At 53.9% G+C, this 20021-nt stretch carries 16 protein-coding genes; 10 read left to right on the forward strand and 6 right to left on the reverse strand.

Translation table 11 applies throughout. The annotated features are described in order from the left end of the window. Window positions 1-48: 48 nt before the first annotated feature. Genes mdcC through LPB67_RS12080 form a run of 7 tightly spaced genes read left to right on the forward strand, consistent with a single transcriptional unit; the run spans window position 49 to window position 5129 of the window. A complete protein-coding gene (mdcC, locus tag LPB67_RS12050) occupies window positions 49-375 on the forward strand; it encodes a malonate decarboxylase acyl carrier protein (protein WP_262837504.1) in 327 nt (108 codons plus the stop codon). Next, window positions 372-1277 carry a biotin-independent malonate decarboxylase subunit beta gene (locus LPB67_RS12055; RefSeq protein ID WP_262837505.1) on the forward strand — a complete coding sequence of 302 codons (906 nt, stop codon included), beginning with the start codon at window positions 372-374 and terminating at the stop codon, window positions 1275-1277. The genes mdcC and LPB67_RS12055 overlap by 4 nt, the downstream gene beginning before the upstream one ends. After that, a complete protein-coding gene (gene mdcE, locus LPB67_RS12060) occupies window positions 1277-1993 on the forward strand; it encodes a biotin-independent malonate decarboxylase subunit gamma (protein WP_262837506.1) in 717 nt (238 codons plus the stop codon). Before LPB67_RS12055 ends, mdcE begins: the two co-directional genes overlap by 1 nt. Next, the gene (mdcG, locus tag LPB67_RS12065; RefSeq protein ID WP_262837507.1) at window positions 1977-2660 is read left to right on the forward strand and encodes a malonate decarboxylase holo-[acyl-carrier-protein] synthase; all 684 of its coding nucleotides are present in this window, start codon (window positions 1977-1979) and stop codon (window positions 2658-2660) included. Before mdcE ends, mdcG begins: the two co-directional genes overlap by 17 nt. Continuing rightward, window positions 2660-3565, forward strand: a complete 906-nt coding sequence (gene mdcB, locus LPB67_RS12070; protein ID WP_262837508.1) for a triphosphoribosyl-dephospho-CoA synthase MdcB — start codon at window positions 2660-2662, stop codon at window positions 3563-3565. The genes mdcG and mdcB overlap by 1 nt, the downstream gene beginning before the upstream one ends. After that, on the forward strand, window positions 3562-4476 hold the full coding sequence (locus LPB67_RS12075) for an acyltransferase domain-containing protein (RefSeq protein ID WP_262837509.1): 915 nt from the start codon (window positions 3562-3564) through the stop codon (window positions 4474-4476). The genes mdcB and LPB67_RS12075 overlap by 4 nt, the downstream gene beginning before the upstream one ends. A gap of 35 nt (window positions 4477-4511) precedes the next feature. Then, window positions 4512-5129, forward strand: coding sequence for a carboxymuconolactone decarboxylase family protein (locus tag LPB67_RS12080; protein WP_262837510.1), 618 nt, complete (start codon window positions 4512-4514; stop codon window positions 5127-5129). A 79-nt stretch (window positions 5130-5208) separates the two neighbouring features. Here LPB67_RS12080 and LPB67_RS12085 read toward each other — a convergent pair whose 3' ends face one another. From LPB67_RS12085 to LPB67_RS12100, 4 genes are all read right to left on the reverse strand, one after another. Further along, window positions 5209-5940 carry an ABC transporter ATP-binding protein gene (locus LPB67_RS12085; RefSeq protein ID WP_262837511.1) on the reverse strand — a complete coding sequence of 244 codons (732 nt, stop codon included), beginning with the start codon at window positions 5938-5940 and terminating at the stop codon, window positions 5209-5211. Window position 5941: 1 nt separating this feature from the next. Further along, window positions 5942-7927 carry a branched-chain amino acid ABC transporter ATP-binding protein/permease gene (locus LPB67_RS12090; RefSeq protein ID WP_262837512.1) on the reverse strand — a complete coding sequence of 662 codons (1986 nt, stop codon included), beginning with the start codon at window positions 7925-7927 and terminating at the stop codon, window positions 5942-5944. A 2-nt stretch (window positions 7928-7929) separates the two neighbouring features. Continuing rightward, window positions 7930-8820 (reverse strand): branched-chain amino acid ABC transporter permease, encoded by an 891-nt coding sequence (locus tag LPB67_RS12095; protein ID WP_262837513.1) that lies wholly within the window; start codon window positions 8818-8820, stop codon window positions 7930-7932. A 159-nt stretch (window positions 8821-8979) separates the two neighbouring features. Further along, window positions 8980-10137: an ABC transporter substrate-binding protein gene (locus tag LPB67_RS12100; RefSeq protein WP_262837514.1), complete on the reverse strand. Its 1158-nt coding sequence runs from the start codon at window positions 10135-10137 to the stop codon at window positions 8980-8982. Between the two features lie 439 nt (window positions 10138-10576). Between LPB67_RS12100 and LPB67_RS12105 the strand changes: the two genes are divergently transcribed. Further along, the gene (locus tag LPB67_RS12105) at window positions 10577-11284 is read left to right on the forward strand and encodes a haloacid dehalogenase type II (protein WP_262837515.1); all 708 of its coding nucleotides are present in this window, start codon (window positions 10577-10579) and stop codon (window positions 11282-11284) included. A 115-nt stretch (window positions 11285-11399) separates the two neighbouring features. Here LPB67_RS12105 and LPB67_RS12110 read toward each other — a convergent pair whose 3' ends face one another. Continuing rightward, on the reverse strand, window positions 11400-13319 hold the full coding sequence (locus LPB67_RS12110) for a glucokinase (protein ID WP_262837516.1): 1920 nt from the start codon (window positions 13317-13319) through the stop codon (window positions 11400-11402). A gap of 770 nt (window positions 13320-14089) precedes the next feature. On the opposite strand from LPB67_RS12110, the gene glk reads away from it, so the two are divergent. After that, window positions 14090-15082, forward strand: coding sequence for a glucokinase (glk, locus tag LPB67_RS12115; RefSeq protein ID WP_262837517.1), 993 nt, complete (start codon window positions 14090-14092; stop codon window positions 15080-15082). A 133-nt stretch (window positions 15083-15215) separates the two neighbouring features. On the opposite strand, the gene LPB67_RS12120 is transcribed toward glk, so the two are convergent. Further along, entirely contained in the window at window positions 15216-18005 is a 2790-nt protein-coding gene (locus LPB67_RS12120; RefSeq protein ID WP_262837518.1) for an alpha-1,6-glucosidase domain-containing protein, read from the reverse strand. 286 nt (window positions 18006-18291) lie between these two features. On the opposite strand from LPB67_RS12120, the gene LPB67_RS12125 reads away from it, so the two are divergent. After that, on the forward strand, window positions 18292-19971 hold the full coding sequence (locus tag LPB67_RS12125; protein WP_262837519.1) for an alpha-amylase family glycosyl hydrolase: 1680 nt from the start codon (window positions 18292-18294) through the stop codon (window positions 19969-19971). The last annotated feature ends 50 nt before the right edge of the window (window positions 19972-20021 follow it).

Genomic DNA, 20021 nt, shown 5'->3' on the forward strand with positions numbered 1-20021 from the left:
GGGTGCGACGGTAATCCACTCATCGGTATTCAATACAAGAAAGCGATAATGGAACAATTAACTTATCGATTCGAACATGGCAGCCGTCAAGTGCCGCCACAGGCGGAGCTGGTCGGCGTAGTCAGCTCGGGCAATCTGGAAGTGCTGATTGAGTGGTGCCAACTCGCAAATGCCTGCGTGATCGAGATCAATACTGCGGCTACCGGTTTTGGCATGATCTGGGCCGCCGTGATGAAGGATTTCAATGCGCGCTGGCTACTCGCCGATGTCAAGATCACCATCAACGATATGGGCGCCACACCGGCGGTGGTCAGCCTGCGCCTCGATCAGGCGGTGGAGACGATTCTGGGTCATACAAACGGAGTGCCGTCATGAGCAGCTATCTGGAATGCAATGCGCGGGAGCGCATTCAGCAACTGTTTGATACGGATAGCCTGGATGAATTTTTACCGCCGTCGGCCCGCGTCATCAGTCCGCATCTGGGGCAACTGAATGCGCCTGTCGCATTTGACGATGGCGTAGTCGTCGGTAAAGCCAGGTTGAACGGCGAGATCGTTTTTATCGCCGCGCAAGAAGGCGGCTTCATGGGCGGTGCGGTCGGCGAAGTGCATGGAGCGAAGCTGGTCGGCATGCTGCGCCGCGCCGCAATTGAACGGCCATGTGCCGTCGTGTTATTGCTGGAAACGGGCGGTGTGCGTTTGCATGAAGCGAATGCCGGACTGATTGCCGTATCCGAAGTCATGCGGGCGGTACTCGACACCCGTGCTGCGGGCATTCCTGTGCTGGTCCTGATCGGCGGTTCGAATGGCTGCTTTGGCGGCATGGGCATCGTCGCACGTTGTGCGAATTTTATTGTGATGTCGGAGGAAGGCCGCCTCGCCATGTCCGGCCCCGAAGTCATCGAGACCGCGAATGGCGTCGAAGAATTCGATTCGCGTGATCGTGCCCTGGTGTGGCGTACCACCGGCGGCAAGCATCGCTATTTATTGGGCGATTGCCAGATGATCGTGGCCGATTCGGTCGCGGCATTTCGGGATGCGGCGATTGCTGCTATCGAGATGATTGGCCGCCAGCACAGCGACAGCATCGCGTTGACAATGGAAGCCTTGGAGCGCGAGCAGGAATTATTGACAGCGCGGATCTCTTCATTCGGCGACTTGCCTGACCCGCTGGCGATCTGGCATGCGATGGGTATGGGCGACGCAGATAACATCCCTATGCTGGAGATCAGTGAATTCATCAGCAAAGCGCAAGATCATAGACTGGGAACCGCATAATGCAATGGCAAACACTGGCGAGCGCCCTCTTCCCATCGGGTCATGCCCTCATTGAAAAAGATCATTTCTTGTCTGGTACAGGACAAACCAGCCATGAGACTGTTGCGGTCGCCGGCACGACCAATCACGCACCGATAGGTGTGGAAATCGCATTGGCGCAGGCGGCATTTGTACTCGATACGATACGCCGGCATCCGTTGCGTCCCATCCTGCTGCTGGTCGATACCCAGGGTCAGCGGCTGCGTCATCGCGATGAGATGCTAGGGATTAATAGCTACATGGCGCATCTGGGCAAATGTGTGGATCTGGCGCGCAGAAAAGGACATCGCGTGATCAGCCTGGTCTATGATCAGGCGCTGTCAGGCGGCTTTATTACCAGCGGCCTGATGGCCGATGCCTGCTACGCCCTGCCGGATGCGACCATACGCGTGATGGGCTTGGCAGCGATGGCGAGAATCACCAAAGTGCCGGAAGAAAAACTCAGCGAACTGGCGATCAGCAATCCGGTATTCGCACCGGGGCCGGAAAATTATTTACGCATGGGCGGCGTACAAGCAATCTGGCAAGGCGACTTATCCGCGCAACTTGAGCAAGCCTTGCTACATGCGCAAAACACAGACCTGCGCAGCGCGACCGGTCAGCAGCGCGGCGGGCGCAAATTGGCGCAGGCAATCATTGATGCCATCCTGGCAGATCAACATGTACTCGCGCCATGATCTGGTCTGGCTATCCAATAACGGATGGCAGCAGGCCCGCAGCACGGCACGGCCAGAGCACCGGCATGCGCTGAACTTATGGCAGCAGCAGAACTGGCCGCTGATCGTTCGACGACATGATGCCGATGCCGCGGCAGATGTGATCTGCCTGGGGTTGGCATTACCGCCCGATTCTATTGATGGACGCAAGCAGCGTATCGCCTTGCGTGTAGCAAGACAGCTGATTGCGAAGTCGACGCCAGCCTTGCGGTTGACCGACATCATCCATGCCGCACCGGTGCGGTGGCAACACCATCTCGGCGCCTTAGCCCTTGCATCGGCAGGCTTAGACCTGCGCGCCTTTGGTTCTGTCGCGTTGCAACACCTGACCGGACAATCGTATGTCACGGCGAGTTCGGATATTGATCTTTTGTTTTACCCAAAAAATCCGGCTGAACTGGAACGAGGCCTGCCATTGCTCGCCTCCTTCAGCGCGCATCTGCCGCTCGATGGAGAAATTGTCTTTCCCAATGATCAGGCGGTATCCTGGAAAGAATGGCAAATGGCCACATCGCCCCAATCACGGGTGCTGGTCAAAGCAATGGGCACGGTAAATTTAGTATCAACGGCTTCACTGCTTGCGTCTTTTTCTCCTGATCTGGTCATGACCAAAGAGTTGGCAATATGATGCCATTCATCTCCTCTCAGGCTGCTTTCGGAGTTCAACAGCAGGCGATCTGTGCGGATGATCAACCAGGAAAAATCCTGAATCACCGAGTCGCCAGGCTGGCGGTGCGGTGCCTGTATGCAGAACTGTGTCTGTATCCCAAACCCGGTCTGGTCTCGCTGATCGATAACGGCAGCCATACCGATATGAATGCCGTGACGTTTATGCGCAGTCTGTTCGCCCTGCGTCACTACTTCAAATACATTTCTCAGGCAGGTTATCAGCAGGCCGCATTTAGCCAATTAAAAAAACTCGGCATCGATGCAGAACGAAGAATGATGCGAGCGACCAAGGACATCAATACCCATCGCGGCGCTATTTTTAGCCTGGGCATGTTGTGTGCGGCGATTGCTCATCTGGGTGCGCAAGGTATTGCCTGCTCACCGGCGACAATCCGTCGTGCCCTAATCGATTGCTGGGGTAGTGATCTGCGTTTGCACATGCACAGTTCCGGCATACAATCCAACGGGATTCGCGCCGCGAAACTGCATGGGGCCAGCGGTGCGCGTGAAGAAATCGCATTGGGATTACCCTCGGTATTCGATGTCGCCTTGCCGGTGCTGCGTAATACCCTGGACGCCGGACGCTCACTGCACGAGGCGCGCATTGATACTTTTTTCACTTTGATGGCGCATATCAGCGATACCAATGTCTATCATCGCGGTGGCGCTGAAGGTGCCTTGATTGTGAGGCAGCACGCGCAAGGCTTCATGCAAATGGGAGGAACCGCGCATCCCGACTGGTATAGCAGGGCGCTCGCTTGTCACCGCCTGTTTGTCGCAAAGCGGCTGTCGCCGGGTGGTGCTGCTGATCTGCTGGCGGCAACTTGTCTGGTGCATGAAATCTGTACTGGTGACGCTGGATGAATTCTCGCCTGCTCTTGCTATGTTCGGGTCAGGGTCAGCAGCATGCGGGCATGTTCACTATGCTGCGTGACGACCGACATGCAGCGGCGATACGCGATCTGTGCCGGTCTGAGTTGGATGCGGTCAGCGCAGAACCGGAGCATCTCTTTATCAATCAATTCGCCCAGCCACTGATCGCCGCGAGCCAGATGGCGGTCTGGGAAACCATCAAAAACAAAGTGCCAAAACCAAGCCTGGTCGCGGGTTACAGCATCGGCGAACTCAGCGCCTATGGTATTGCCGGCATGCTGAATGCAGAGCAAGTCATTGGTCTGGCGAGGCAACGGGCACAATTTATGGACGCTTGCCGTGATCCGCAACAGGAACAAATCATGTTGGCAGTCAATGGCATCCATCTGTCGCACGCCAAGAGCATGATTGAGCGCTATGGTTTTGAGATCGCGATCGTCAACGGCGACGATGCCTTTATCGCCGGTGGAGTGCGGGATCAGCTGATCGCGCTCGAAGTCGAGTTAACTGCTCACGGCGGCAAGCTGCAACGGCTCCCTGTGCATATCGCCTCGCATACCTCGTGGATGAACAATGCCCTCGCGCCCTTCTACGAGCGACTCGATTCCAGTCAATTTCACGCGGGTATCTGTCCGGTGATCTCGGGCAAAGACGGTACGCAGATCCACGATAAACAGTCGGCGCTTACGCAATTAAGTCATCAGCTAGTTGAGACGATTTACTGGCGGGACTGCATGGATGCATTTGCGGAAAACGGCATCAGTATTGCGCTGGAACTGGGTCCGGGCACAGCCTTATCCAAAATGCTGCAAGCCCGACAGCCGCAAATTACCTGCAGGTCTATCTCTGAATTCCGCAGCATTGACGGGGTGACTCATTGGTTATCGCGTCATTTTGAATAAACATTCAGTAGTTTCACTCACCACCAGGAGACATCATGAAAACAGCACTTCTATCCGGACTCGCCGCCAGCCTGATCGCCACGGTCAGTTATGCAAGTGAGCGGTTGCCGACAATTCCGCCGGACCAGTACACGGCGGAACAAAAGAAAGCCGCGGAAGAATTTCTAGCAACCCGTAAAGTTCCGGTATTCGGTCCCTTTGAACCTTTAATGCATAGCCCGCAAGTCATGACGCAAGCCCGGGCAATGGGCGACTATCTGCGTTATAACTCGGCAATCGGCAATACTTTGAGTGAACTCGCCATTTTGATTACGGCACGCGAATGGACGCAGGATTTCGAGTGGTACGTGCATTATCCGATTGCCTTGAAGGCAGGCATTAAAGCCTCGGTGGCAGATGCGATTGCCGACGGTATTCGTCCGTCTGGCATGACGGAAGATGAAGAAATTGTGTACGACTTTTCGACCGAGCTGCATAAAAACAAACGCGTCTCTGACCGCACTTTTCAAAGGGCGGATAAACGCTTCGGTAAAAAAGGCGTGGTAGATCTGACCGGCATCAATGCCTATTATTCTTTGCTGGCCATGCAAATGAATATGGCGCAGTACCAAATCCCGAAAGACAGCAAAAAACTGACGCGCTTCCCCGAATAAATGAGCGCCAATAAAAAATCCCTCCTGAAACAACCGGAGGGATTTTTTTATGCGCAACTCAACAGCGATTCAGCTCGCATTACTCGTGAGCATGGTCGCCGCCCAGATAAGCGGCTTTGACGGCAGGATCATTTTTGAGTTTGTCGGCGGGTCCATGCACCGAGATGCGACCGTTTTCCAGCACATAGCCATAATCGGCCACATTCAATGCCGCCGCTGCAAACTGTTCGACTAGCAGCATGGTGACGCCCTGCTCTTTCAGGCGCAGGATGATACGAAAAACTTCTTCCACCAGAATCGGCGCCAGTCCCATCGAAGGTTCGTCCAGCAAAATCACTTCGGGATTCAGCATCACGGCACGCGCCATTGCCAGCATCTGCTGTTCGCCGCCGGACAAGGTACCGGCCAACTGATGCTGCCTTTCTTTCAGGCGCGGGAATAGTTCTAGGGCTTGCTCCAGGTCGGCAGCGACATTGCCTTTCGGACGGGAGCGCGTGAACCGTGGAAATGCACCCAATAGCAAATTATCGGTGACACTCATGGTGGAGAACACGCGGCGGCCTTCGGGCGAATGTGCCAAACCCGCGCGGGCTATTTTGTGCGACTCCAGGCCGGTAACATCTTTGCCGGCCAGTGTCACGCTGCCCATTTTCGGTTTTAACATACCGGAGATGGCGCGCATGGTCGTAGTTTTACCCGCACCGTTGGAGCCGATCAGGGTAACGACTTTGCCTTTCGGTACATCGAGCGAAATGCCATGCAAGACTTCGACTTTGCCATAAGCTGCATGTAAATTTGAAATAGTTAACATGTCAGCCCCTAGCCAAATCTGGTGTTGATAATGTGCTTGCCACAGCAGGTTCTGTGCTGTCGTCGCTGACTGAGCCGCCAAGATAGGCTTCGATCACTTTGGGGTCGGCCTGGACTTCAGCGGGTTTGCCTTCCGCAATTTTTTGCCCGAAATCGAGTACGGTCACGGTATCGCAAATCGACATGACGACATCCATGTGATGTTCGATCAGGATAATCGTGATGCCGTGCTGACGGATCTTGCGAATAATCGCGATCAGTTCCTTGATGTCCGGTGCGGTCAAACCGGCGGCTGGTTCATCGAGCAACAGCAATTTCGGATTCAGTCCGAGCGCGCGGCCGATTTCCAGCATGCGTTGTTTGCCATAAGGTAAATTGCGCGCTTCTTCTTCGGTCAATGCAGCCAGTCCCATGAATTGCAGAATCGCCGCTGCACGTACTCTCGCCTCTCTTTCCTCGCGACGATAGCGCGGCGTATGCAGCATCACATCGAGCACATTGCTTCTGAATGTGTGGTGCAAACCGACCAGAATATTTTCAGTCGCGCTCATCTCGCCGAATAACTGGACGTTCTGGAAAGTACGGGCCACTCCACCGAGTGCAATTGCGGATGGCGTGGAACCGGAGATCGTTTTGCCGTTGAATTCAACACTACCGCCGGTTGGTTGATAAATACCCGTCAGTACATTCATCATCGTGCTCTTGCCTGAGCCATTCGGTCCGATCAGGCCATGCACGGTGCTTTTCGCGATATGCAAGTCAACCTGGTTCAATGCCTTGAGGCCGCCGAATTGCATCAGCACTTGCTTGGCTTTCAGCAGGCTACCGCTGATCGGTGTGCTCGGATCGGCCAGTCCCCAGGCTTTTGACTCGTCCGCGACAACGCTTGCATGAGCAGATCGCACGGTACGGGATCCAAATAAGCCGCGCATGAAACCAATGATGCCGTCTTGCAGGTAATACACCACAAACAAAGTCATCAAACCGAAAATCGTCAAACGCCAGTCGGTGATGTTTTCCAGCCGATACGAGAATACCGCCATGCCTATCGTCGCCACCAGAGGCACGATAATCTCCCCGATGGTCCGGCGCTTTTTCAGCAGCATGAAAGCACCTGCCACGACACCGATCACCGCTGCAACAGTGGCGATCTGGCGGAACAGCTCGATGTCAGCCAGCAAGCTAGGTAAGGTCACGATGATCAGTGCACCCAGCAAAGCACCGCTGCGCGTCTTGCGGCCGCCCATGATGATCGCGAGCAGGAACATGATGGTCAGCTCGAAGTTGTAGGTATTCGGCGAAATGTATTCTTCTGAATACGAATACAGGCTGCCCGCCAAACCCGCCAATGCAGCGCTGATGACAAACGCATACACTTTGTAGCGATACACAGAAACGCCCATACAATCGGAGGCAATCGGACTATCGCGCAAGGCCTGGAATGCCCTGCCCAGATGAGATTTTAAAATACGGTGCACCACGATCAGTGACAACACCATCATCACCGCAACCAGGTAAAAAAATCCGACTTCGCCGAGTTTCACGCCGAAGAACATCGGCTTGACGACCTTGATACCGAGCGGGCCCTCGGTCAGGAAAGTCATTTCGTTGATCAGGATCTGGATAATCGTACCGAATGCCAGGGTCACCATCGCCAGATAAGGCCCCGTCACGCGCAAGGCAGGTAAGGCGAGCACCGCACCAAACACCGCAGTGACGCCGATACTGGCAGGCATCGCGATCAGGAATGGCAAACCGAATTTGAAATACAACACGCCAGTCGTATAAGACCCGATGCCAAATAATCCGGCATGACCGAGAGACACCTGTCCGGTATAACCGACCACGATATCCAGTCCGAACAACAGGATCGCGTAGATCAGTATCGTCTCCGCCAAATGGATGTAGTAAGGGTTGTGTACGATGACAGGGAAGGCCGCTAGTGCGAGTACGCCCAGGAGCGCAACAATGAAAGTTTTCTTATTCATCATCAGACTTTCTTAATCGCTGTTTTACCGAACAGACCAGCCGGCTTGACCGCTAACACCAGCAACAATAGCAGCAAGCCCGGCACTTCTTTGTAACCGGTAGAGATATAAAAGCCGGTCAAGGTTTCGGCGACACCGAGTATCAAGCCACCGACAATCGCCCCCATACCGGAGGTCAGTCCGCCAATGATGGCAACTGCAAAAGCTTTCAGCCCCAGCGCGGTACCCATGGTGGCGCCGGTGAGCGTGAGAGGAGCGACCAGGACGCCGGCGAAGGCTGCGGTTGCGGACGATAAGGCATAGGAAAACGTGATCACCATGCTGGTATTGATGCCCATCAATCCCGCGGCATCACGATCGTTTGAAGTGGCAACGACGGCTTTGCCGTAAATCGATTTGCGGTTGAACATTTCAACCGCCAGCATCATCGCCAGAGCACCCAATACGACCACCACCTGCATAGGCTGCACGTTCGCGCCAAATATCTGAAACGGGGTAGCCGACAAAGGCGTAGGGAAAGTCAGATCGTCCTTGCCCCAGATATTTTCGGCGACGTTTTTAAAGATGATCGCGAGCGCGATGGTGGACATGATCCAGCCGAATTCGGATTTGATTTTGATCGCAGGACGGACGCCTATCCATTCAACGACGGCACCTTGTAAAGCGCCAAAAACAATCACGATCGGGATCATGAGCCAGTAGCTCATGTAGGGGCCGCCGTGAATATTACCGACCAGGCTAAGTCCCACCAATGCACCGAGCATCAGGGCTTCGCCTTGGCCGAAATTCAAGGTGCCGGAAGTCGCAAAAGTAAGTTGGTAGCCGAATGCGATGACGGCATAAATCATGCCCAGCGCGATACCGCTGAACACTAATTGGAGAACAATATCCATGATGACCTTGAGAGCAAGTGTAGAACACAGGGGCGACTGACATCTCACTGCACAATGTGAGATGTCAGCGCTACCTACAATTAAAACTGAAGAAGCTGAATTGCTGTGTTACTTGATTTGTATGACGTAATTAACGTGATAAATCGGGATTAATCGCGATTATTGCGCCAAAGTGACGTGACCTTCTTTGACTGCACCCATGACCGGTACGCCAACCTTGATTGCCTCATGGTCCACTTTAGAGAACGGTTTGTCATAAGTAGTGACGACGCCTTCCACTTTCGTTTGCAGGCTTTCTAAGGCTTCGCGGACTTTAGGTCCTTCTGTAGAACCTGCCTGCTTGATCGCCGCTGCTAACAGGTAGATCGAATCATAGCCCTGCGCTGCAGAGACCGGGGATGGGATACGGCCGCCAGGTGGGTTATAGGCTTTCAAATACGCATCGATGAAGGCTTTACGTTTTGGTGTATTCGGAATCTGAATGAAGGTTTGCGGCATCGATGCACCTTCGCCGTTTTTACCGGCATTGTCGATGAAGTTGCCCATCGAGAGTGTCCAGCTACCGATCATCGGCACTTTCCAGTTCAGCTTCTCCATGCCGTTGGCGATTTGCGCCAGTTCCGGACCGATGCCATAGGTCAGGATGACTTGCGCGCCTGACTGTTTTGCTTTCAGCAATTGCGCGGTCATATCGACGTCTTTGATGTTGAATTTTTCAACTGCGACTGGCTTCAGGCCTTTTTTATCAAGCGCTTTTTCCAGGTCCTCGCGACCCAGTTGACCGTAGTTAGTCGAGTCGGCCAGAATTGCGACTTTGCTCAGCTTACGTTTGCCCACAGCTTCATCGACGATCATTGCGGATTGAATCGTATCGTATGCTGCGTTACGGAAGATATAGTTCTCAGGCTGATCCGCGAATTGCTTGGTCACCACGCTACCGGTCGCAACGTTGTTCATCACAGGAATCTTTGCTTCCTGATAAAAACGCTGGGATGCGAGTGCGACACCGGTGTTGATGAAGCCCACGGTGGAAACCACTTTTTCTTTATTGATGAGCTCTTGTGCAACCTGGACGCCGCGCTCATTTTTCGCTTCGTCATCGCGCTCTACCAACTGGAATGGACGACCGAGCACACCGCCTGTTGCATTGATTTCTGCAACAGCGAGTTTGACGCCGTCACGCATGGACACACCCATAGGCGCTGATCCGCCGGTAAATGGTCCGGTAACACCAATCTTAATCGGATCTGCAGCCACCGCTGATAATGCCAAAGTCGCCAACGCAGCTGCAATCATTGCTTGTAATTTGTATGACATGTCGTCCTCCATTTATATTATTTTGAACCATCTGATTTACTACGAAATTACTACAAAACTTCTGTTACGAGGCATGAGGATGTCGACATTTGCCGGGCAAATTACAAACTGTCTCAGCATCCCCCGTTACTCAGCACAAAGATTCTGGCATAGCGAAATTTATTCCCAAGTGAAAAGAAATTCATAGTCGCATGAAATATTTGCATGCTTACGCGAGTGCCTACGCAGTACTACTTAAAAAAGCGCATTTAACCCATTTTCCCAGCTAAATTTCGTTTTTTTTCGCATTAATTATGCATCAAAATGCGGCTTTTTTTGATACTCGCACAGATCCGGATACATTAATAATTTTCGCGCAAAAACAACGCCATCTTTGTACTGAAGAAAATGATTGTTTCAGACCCGATAGTATGATTTGCCATCACTACAAGGAATCAAGATGAATCCAGAATCAGCTCAACTCAGAGTACTCGCTTTTGACGTATTTGGCACGGTTGTCGATTGGTATGGCAGCGTCAGGAGAGAAATAGAACAGGTCTCACCGGGTATCGATGGCAATCGCTTCGCTCTGGCATGGCGGGAGGCCTACGTCCCGGCGATGCAGCGCGTCATGTCGGGGCAAACGGGCTGGACCACAATTGATGTACTGCACCGGCAGATTCTGGATACCTTATTGCCGCAATTTGGCCTGCAACAGATGAGCGATACGGACCGGCAGCACCTGAATAAAGTCTGGCACCGGCTTGATGCCTGGCCGGATAGCATTGCGGGATTGCACAGACTCAAATCGCGCTTCACGATTTGCACCCTGTCCAACGGCAATATGAGTTTGCTGACGAATATGGCGAAACATGCGGGCCTGCCCTGGGATTGTATTTTATCTGCCGAAATTTTCAAGCGCTATAAACCTGATCCGGCGACGTATCTGGGCGTTGCCGATCTACTTGATGTACGACCGGATCAAGTCATGCTGGTGGCCGCCCATCAAAGTGATCTGACAGCGGCCAGGGCATGCGGATTACAGACTGCCTACATTGAACGTCCTGCCGAATATGGGCCAGCCGTCGCCAAGGATATTTCAGCCAATCCGGCCAATACTTATCACGCCAGGGACTTGGAACATCTGGCCGATCTGCTGGGCTGCTGAGCGTTTAATCGTCCAGACATAATTACGGTTTGCCTGGAATTGTGCCGCGTTATGCTGAACGTTATTATTGGCAATTGGCAGCCAACCTCAAGATGAGATGACGCTTTGCTGAAAACTATCGGCTATGCGAAGTCAGTCGCGCCAATGGGGACGCGATGCTGACGCCGGGCGCTTCGTTACGGGCACCTTTCACCGAATCGGTCTTTTTCGAGCTGACACTGGCTTCATCCAAACGTTCATCCGCCTCGCCGCCCAACAGACTGCCGCCATCAGGATTACGCCGCATGGCGACGCCGACAGCCAGCATATCAATGACTAATAAGTGCAAAATCCGGCTGACCATAGGCAGATGGGTGGAAACATCTTCTACATGATCGACTATCAGGGCAGCATCCGCCTTGCGTACCAGAGGCGATTGACTCGCTGCAATGGCGATCACGGTGGCGCCGCGTTCGCGTGCTTTTTCTGCGACTTCCAGCAACTCCGGCAGGCGGCCGCTACTGCTGATGATGACGACCACATCTTTCGGCTTCAACACACTCGCCGCCAGCAATTGCAAACGGGAATCCGTATGCGCAACACTAGGAATGCCCAAACGTAAGAACTTAAATTGCGCATCTTGTGCAACCACGCCGTAATGACCTATTGCATAGAATTCGACCCGGTCTGCATGGACGATTAAGTCAATTGCGCGGTCTATCATTTCACGGTTGAGCTGGCTGCGCACCTGCAGAATCGCCGACGCGGTATTACCCAGCACCTTGGCGCCCAGTTCCAGAGCGGAGTCGTGATTCGTGACTTGAATATGGGTCACCGGCACCGTACCGGTCAAACCGGAAGCCAGGCGCAATTTAAAATCGGACAGACCTTCGCACCCCAAAGAGCGGCAAAAACGGATCACCGTTGGCTGGCTCACTTCGGCCGCCCTTGCAATCTCGGCGATAGGATCGTTCAGGACAGAGCGGGCATGTGCCAGCACATGCTCGGCAACACGCAACTCTGCCGGCGATAACTCAGAACGCGCACGCCGGATCTGCCCTAGGATGGCCGAGCCCGGATCCGCATTCAAAGTACGCAATTGCGCATCCAGAATCGCAGAAGCGCCGGTAAAAGTTGCATGCTCCGCCGTAATGACAAAGGTAGGAATCGCCGCCACGTAGCGACTAAAGCGCCCCTTCTCTTCAAAGCGCGAGCGGAAGCGGGAGGCATCAAAATAACTGCCGAGCCGCGGCACGATGCCGCCGCCGATATAAATACCGCCCAGCGCACCCAGCGTCACCGCCAGATTGGCCGCCGCCGTGCCTAGCAATGCGCAAAATACATCCAACGTATCGACGCAAACCGGATCGGTTTCATCCAATGCACGCTGGGTAATGTCCGGCGCACTCAATGCCAACGGGGCAACGCCCGCCAGTTCAGCCAGGGCGCGATAAATCAGCTCCAGCCCGGGGCCCGAAACCAGCCGCTCAAACGATACGTGTTCATAGTGTTTCCAGACATAGCGCAGGACGGCAATTTCGCGTTCATCGTGCGGAGAAAAACTGGTATGGCCGCCTTCGGAACCCAAAGAAATCCAGCCGTCTCCGGCCGGAATCAGTCCGGATACGCCGAGACCGCTGCCCGGCCCCAGCAAGCCAATCACGCTTTGCTTACTCGCGTCGCCGGTACCGATCTGCCGCACATCATGCGGTCCTAGTCGCGGCAAGGCCATCGCCAGCGCCGTAAAATCATTGACAATCAGCAGCGTATCCAGGCCTAGCTTCTGACGCATTTCCTCAATAGAAAATTGCCAGTGGTAATTCGTCATGCTGACCAGGTCACCATCGACCGGATTGGCGATAGCGACAGCGGCGTGCTCGACATGCTGGGAAGGGACAGACGCGAGATAGGCAGACACCGCCGCCGCGAAATCCGGGAATTCCGCGCAACGCAGGGAATCAATATGCTGGAAATCGCCTTTCGCCATTTCCAATGCAAAGCGGGCATAGGTACCGCCGATATCGGCAATTAAGCGTGGACTGTCAAATGGGAGCATGTACGTTCATTTCTTATTGTGAATATTGATCGGGCATCCCGGAGTGCTTTAAGGCTTCACACATAGGATCAAATCTCGCCGCGCTATTGTAGACCCGCCGCTCCACGAACGATAGTTGTTCACAAAAACAGGTGCTTTTTTGTTAAAAAATGCCAACAAGCAATTAGATGCTTATTCCACTACAACTGACATACTATACGGCTTATCATGTAACTTCACTACAACAACTCAATATGAGAATAAAAATCAAGTGAACAACATAGAGATCCAATGTAATTATGGGCAGACAGCCTGATCGCATCGCTTTACCAGGATTTGCGCAAAACGGTCAGCTGGCTCCAACCATGCACATTGAAGCCGCAGGCTGGATGCGCCTTTCAGAGGCATTTTGCGTCAACAGGCGCACCCGGCTTGCGGGTTCGCTTATCCACACTTCATGGGATCAGCCCCTACCGCCTTTTCTCTTTGTCTCCGTAGCGAGATGTTTTGGTTTTTTTGCGTAGGTCCTATTGACATAAAAGCGGAATAAATCAAGAAATGCCCATGGGAATCCCGGCAATGACAGCGATTTTCACTTTCTTGTGTTTACTAGTTGCATAAATTATGTAGTTTTGCTACATTGTGAAAATAAAATATACCATCCACTATTTCGGTAATTCCATGCAAAACCCGTTTTGTCGCTCACAGTCCCCCGTACAAGCTACTCGCGACTGCCGTCATCCAACTACGTCAGAGAGCCAGGGGTAAGCAAGATGATGACATCCGTTTCCATGAGTAAACTTTCCATGAATACTTTCCCCTGGCTGGTCGCCGATATCGGGGGTAGCAATGCGCGCTTCGGCTGGATCGCCGGCAAGAATGCTGAAATCCAGTTTGTACGCACGCTCCCTGTAATTGGGTATACCGATCCGGTGGCAGCGACAAATGCCTACCTTGCCGATCTGGCGAAGCAACTCAAAGGCGACTACCAAGCGCCGCGCTGCGCTGCGTTTGCAGTTGCGACAGCGGTTGCCAGCGATCAGGTCGTATTCACCAATAGCCATTGGAGCTTCTCTCAGGCAGCGGTGCAATCGGCATTGCACTTGGAGACTTTTATCGTATTGAATGATTTTGAGGCGCTCGCCCTGTCGCTGCCGCGACTCAGCGCGGCGCAGCTTAAATCGGACGGCCCGCTGCCCAAACAAACCGGAACGCTCGCCGTCATCGGTCCGGGCACCGGCCTGGGCGTAGCCGGTGTGATTGAAACCCAAAAAGGCTGGATCGCCTTGCCTGGCGAAGGCGGCCATGCAACCCTGGCAGCAGGCGATGAATTTGAGAGCGCCCTGCTGACGCATGTGCGCAGCCTATATCCGCATGTCTCGGCTGAACGCCTGCTGTCCGGCATAGGCTTGCCGGTATTGCATAAAGCGGTTGCGAAGGTCATGCAAATCAACGCGGCAGAACTCCCGGCAGAGGCGATCGTCGAGCAGGGCCTGGCAAATACCGATCCGGTCTGCGCCAAAACACTGGACGTTTTTTGCGCCTTGCTCGGCAGTTTTGCGGGCAGCGTGGCGCTTATCCTGGGAGCCAGGGGCGGCGTGTATATCGGCGGCGGCATCGTGCCGCGTTTAGGCGACTATTTTTTCAAATCGCGATTTCGTGAACGCTTTGAAGCGAAGGGACGCTTCGACGGCTATCTGAAACACATCCCGACTGCCCTGATTACCGATACCCTGGCAGCCCTGACGGGTGCCGCGATGGCGATTGAACAGCAAGTGGAATAATCCCCTTTCACTTGCGACCCGGAGAGAGCCAAGGCCATATCATCCATTCGTTTTCACAGGAAAATCCATCCTCATTCTGCGGATCTGAACAGGAATACGGCGATGCAATTCGCGCCTCGCCGCATTGCGCAGGCTATTCTTCCACAAACACCAGCGCAGTTCGGGCTGGCACCGTAAATGTCCCTGCCGCCGCATCGTATTTTGCCGACTGCGCAGGCCGCCGGTCTGCCGCACCCGGCTGGAGATGGATCGGATGCAGCACATACTTCTTCGCTACCTGTTCGGCGATCGTTATGGTCTGACTGGCCGGCGCGACATTAATGAAATACAGCAGGCTTTTAAAAACCGCATCAGGATAAGCAAGTCCGTCGATATGCGCAGCAATGACAACCGGATTTTGTTGCGAACCGGTATTGTAAAAATGCAGGCGCTGACGAATATCCGCACTGGTTTTCAGGCGAAACAGCGAAGAACTCGCGCGTATCCTCAACAAGTCACGAAACATGTCGCGCGCCATCGCAATGTCAGCAGCGCCCGGCTTAATTGCCGGGTTACTCAATAATGGCTGGAGAATCGCATACTCCGCGGCATTGTCGGCCTTCGGCGGCAAACCGGTTCCGAAATAATTATCCTGATACGACCAGTCGATCCGGTTAAACCAGTCCCCGGAATCAAAACTGTTTTTATCCATGGATTTGGAACGCAGGGTATCAATCCCCGCATGAAAATATGCCACACCCTGGCTAAATGCATTGATTGCCGCACCCAGCATCTGGACCCGTACCCGGTCTTCCTTGCTGGTAGCGACGGGCAGCTTGTAGGCATTGATGTCGAACAGGGTTTGGTTATCATGATTTTCAACATAGTTGACGACCTCGGCCGGTTCGCTGACATAGCCCGCCGGCTGCCCGCTATAGTCGATCTGCGCCAGCGGCAACCGGATATCGCGCCGCGTCGTCAACAGATAGTCGCGAATTGATCCTGCCAGGCCGACCCGCACCATGTCCGCCGCATCCATCAATTGATGCACATCCGCACGGCTCGATGACTGGCTTACCAGCTCGTTGGGCGCATAAAACAGACCATTGATATAGCCCTGCTTTTTCAGCAGATTGTCACCCGACTCAGCCGCCCCGCCGCCCCGCACCGCATCTCTGGCTCTGTCGCTGAATGTGCCTATGCCAGAACCGTTCAGCGACAATTGCGACGCCTGGACAAACCGTGCGCCATTTTCCACCTCGCCGAAATTCCAGCCCTCACCGATTAATTGAACCTCGCGCCCGACCGTCAATCTCAGCTTGGCTTGCAGAGACTCCATTACATTACGCGGCTGATGCGCCATCAGATCGAAGCGGAATGAATCAATCTTGTAATGCCTGGCCCATAGCAAAACCGAATCCGTCATCAGTTTTGCCATCATTTTATGTTCAGTCGCGGTGTTATCGCAGCAGGTCGATTGTTCGACTGCACCGCTTGCATTGAGGCGCTGGTAATAGCCGGGGACGATCCTGTCCAGCACGGATTTTTCCTTCTGTCCCGCCGCCGCTGTGTGGTTATAGACCACATCCATGCCGACCCGCAATCCGGCTTGGTGTAAGGCCATGATCATTTGGCGCAGCTCGATGATTCTTTTCGCACCGTCCGCCGGATCAGTTGCATAGCTGCCTTCAGGCGCACTGTAATGATAGGGGTCGTAACCCCAGTTGAAACAGTCTTTCGCCGCATTCGCGGTAGCGATAGCCTGCTGCGTGTCATCGCTGGCAGCGCCATGCATTACAGGTGTAACGCAGTCTTTTTCCGGCACCGTGGCAAAGTCAAAAATCGGCAGCAAGTGTATATCGGTCAAACCGGCCTTGGCCAATGCCTGCAAATGCCGCATGCCGTTTGAATGCGTTTCTGTGAATGCCGCATATTTGCCGCGCTGTGCCTCACTCACGGTCGGGTCATTGATAGAAAAATCCCTGACATGGAGCTCATACACGACCATATCGGTTTGCGACTTCAGCTTGACCGGTGTTGCCGTCGCATCCCATCCGCCCGGCTTGAGCCGCGCCTCATCGAGGCTGGCGATATAACTGCGCCGGGAGTCAGTAGTCAAGCTGATCGAATAAGGATCGGTTACACGATTGCGCACCACGCCGACGCCATTGACCACGACATCAACCAGATATTGATAATACTTACCGGTCAGATTTTGTGGCTTGACCAGCGACCACACACCCGTCGCAGGATCGCGCAACATGGCATCAACGGAGGTGGCCCTGCTGCTGCCGGTATCGAAGCTGCACACGGCGACCTGCTGCGCCGTCGGCGCCCACACACGAAATTTAGTTGCTCTGGCCGCCACCGTCACGCCAAGATCAGACAAGCTTGTCGCCGCATCGTACCAATCATCCAAAGCACCGGCATGCTGCAAGCGAGTGGATGCCAGCACGACTCCAGCGGCATTCTCTTGCACCAGAACGAGCTGTTGACGCAGCAATTCCGCCGCATGCGCCGCATCCGGCTCTGCGATTTGAAGGACAACGCCATCGGCGAGATATTTAAAACGCGTAGCAAGCGATGCTGGCAGAGCTCCTTTAAAGGCCGCCATCTTTACCGCACCATCGGCATTGCGCACATGCTCGCCAGCTTTGGCGACGATCTGGGCGGTAGCCGAGTAATACAGTTTGAATTGCCCGGCATCAGCGATTGACGGCCACTTGACTGAACGACCGTCAAGCCAGATGGCGCGCGCCTCTGCAGCCACTTCAGAAGCATGCAAAACGGTTTGGAATCGATCGCTATTACAGGCATCAATGCCTGGGCTCAGATGCCCGGTACGGCCTGCGGCGCACGCCTGGCCAGTCTGCAATATGCCCGTCATCAGCGAAACCATGATCAGCGGGCGCAACATATGATTGAAGGAGGCACTCCAGTTCATGTCCTGATTCTTTATGTGACTTAATCGCATGCACAACACCTTATCCATGTCTCATTTTTTATCGCTGACGATTAGCCGGCGTCCGGGCAATCCGACCATGCAGGATATCCCTGCACATGCAAAATGCATGTAGCACAGAACAAATTTCCATGCATTTTATTGTAGCATAACTACAAATAATATTAGCCATAGGCCAATTTAAAGCTTAGAATTAAAAGAAAATTTGAGTCAATTCAAAATAAATCAATAAATAATATGTAGTTAATCTACATAGATGGAGACAAGCATGCCTACCTCAGTTCACTCTGCGGGCTATAGACGCCTTTTGATTTCAACCGGCAGTCTGGTGCTTGCGCTGGCACTCAGTGCCTGCGGCGGCGGATCTGGCGCACCCGCTATCCCATCCGTCCCAAGCACACCACCGGCTACGCCAACGCCCAGTCTGCCTCCGGTGGATATCAGCGCCATCGCGACAGGCGATACCACCAGCAGCCTGCCCGCAGGATGGAGCAAAGGGGCGTTTATCGAAATCTATGTGCGCGGCTATAAGGACAGTGACGGCGACGGCATCGGCGATTTGCGGGGTCTTACCCAAAGCCTCGATTACCTGCGCGATCTCGGCATCAAAGGAATCTGGCTGATGCCGGTCACGCGTAGCCAGGATGCCGATCACGGCTATGCCGTCAGCGATTATCGCAACATCGAAACTGGTTACGGCAATCTGGCCGATTTTGATGAGTTGCTGAAACAGGCGCATGCCCGCGGCATCGGCATTATTCTCGATTACGTGATGAATCACAGCGCCGCACAGAATCCGCTGTTCATCAACTCATCGGCAGCCGCATCAAATGATTACCGCTCCTGGTATGTGTGGAAAGATAGCGCACCGGCTGGCTGGAGTATTTATGGCACCAATCCCTGGTACAGCACTGCGAACGGCGCCTACTTCGCCGCCTTCTGGTCGCAGATGCCGGACTTCAACCTGCTTAATCCCAAGGTCGTCAGCTACCATCAGGATAATCTGCGATTCTGGCTGAACCGCGGGGTCGATGGCTTCCGTTTCGATGCAGTCGGTCATCTGGTGGAAAACGGGCCGAATGACTGGTACGACCAGCCGCAAAACTATCCCATCATGAGCAATGTCCATCAAGCAGTCAATGCTTACCAGCGGCGCTTCATGGTGTGCGAGGCACCGGCAGATGTCGCCGGATTTTCTGCCAGCACGGTCTGCGGCAGCGCCTTTGGTTTTGGTCACAATTACGATATCGTGAATGCCGCCAAAGGCAAGGTGGAAGCGATCAATGCCGTCGCCAATTATTTTAAAACGATGACGACTGAGGTTTCCACCATGATCTCGAATCACGATTCGTTTGCAGGCGACCGGTTATGGGATCAAGTGGGTGGCGATATCGCCAGATATAAACTCGCAGCAGCAACCTATCTGCTGCAACCCGGCACGCCTTTCATTTACTATGGAGAAGAAATCGGCATGGCCGGCGCCGCAAGCCTGAGCGGCGACCCTAAATTACGCACACCGATGAGCTGGACCAATAACATCAGCAATGCGGGCTTCAGTACGGCCACGCCATTCCGCGCTTTGTCGGCGAATGTAGCAACGCAAAATGTCGCGGCGCAAATCGCCGATCCCAACTCGATCTATCGTTTTTATAAAGCGATGCTGGGTCTGCGCAATAGCCGCCCTTCGCTCAGCCAGGGCAATTACAGCAATGCATTTGCATCAGGCAGTGTGATGGGATTTCAGCGCCAGTCGGGCAATGAGAAGACCCTGGTATTGATCAATTACGGGACATCGACAACGCTCAGCAGCGTCGGCAATTTACCTGCCAATGCAAGCCTGGCCAACGTCTATCCTCAAAACGGAACTACGATCCTGGCAGACGGCTCGGGGAATGCCCAGATCCCCGTCGCCGCGCAGTCCGTGCTGGTGCTGAATATTACGCCGTAATTTGCCGTTCCCGGCGACACATCATCGATGTGTACGACGCAAAGCAATAA

This window comes from Undibacterium sp. Jales W-56 (assembly GCF_025548535.1).
Classification (GTDB): domain Bacteria; phylum Pseudomonadota; class Gammaproteobacteria; order Burkholderiales; family Burkholderiaceae_D; genus Undibacterium.